Source organism: Pseudomonas sp. USTB-Z, assembly GCF_019691255.1.
Classification (GTDB): Bacteria; Pseudomonadota; Gammaproteobacteria; order Pseudomonadales; family Pseudomonadaceae; genus Aquipseudomonas; species Aquipseudomonas alloputida.
On record NZ_JAECZP010000084.1, the window covers coordinates 1 to 438 of the forward strand.

Annotated in this window: 2 tRNA genes; both read left to right on the forward strand. The window is 49.5% G+C overall.

Annotated elements, in window-relative coordinates:
• Positions 1–126 precede the first annotated feature (126 nt).
• Positions 127–203: transfer RNA gene (locus tag I8746_RS26955), tRNA-Ile, on the forward strand.
• A 6-nt stretch (positions 204–209) separates the two neighbouring features.
• Positions 210–285, forward strand: a tRNA-Ala gene (locus I8746_RS26960).
• Positions 286–438: the final 153 nt, after the last annotated feature.

The window sequence follows — 438 nt, forward strand, 5'->3', positions numbered from 1 at the left end:
GTCGTAACAAGGTAGCCGTAGGGGAACCTGCGGCTGGATCACCTCCTTAATCGACGACATCAGCCTGCTGATGAGCTCCCACACGAATTGCTTGATTCATTGTCGAAGACGATCAAGACCCTATATAGGTCTGTAGCTCAGTTGGTTAGAGCGCACCCCTGATAAGGGTGAGGTCGGCAGTTCAAATCTGCCCAGACCTACCAATATGCGGGGCCATAGCTCAGCTGGGAGAGCGCCTGCCTTGCACGCAGGAGGTCAGCGGTTCGATCCCGCTTGGCTCCACCACTTGCTGTACCTTGATCAAACTCAGAAATGAGCATTCGCTTCGAATGTTGATTTCTGACTTTTGTCAGATCGTTCTTTAAAAATTCGGATATGTGATAGATATAGACTGAACACCAGTTTCACTGCTGGTGGATCAGGCTAAGGTAAAATTTG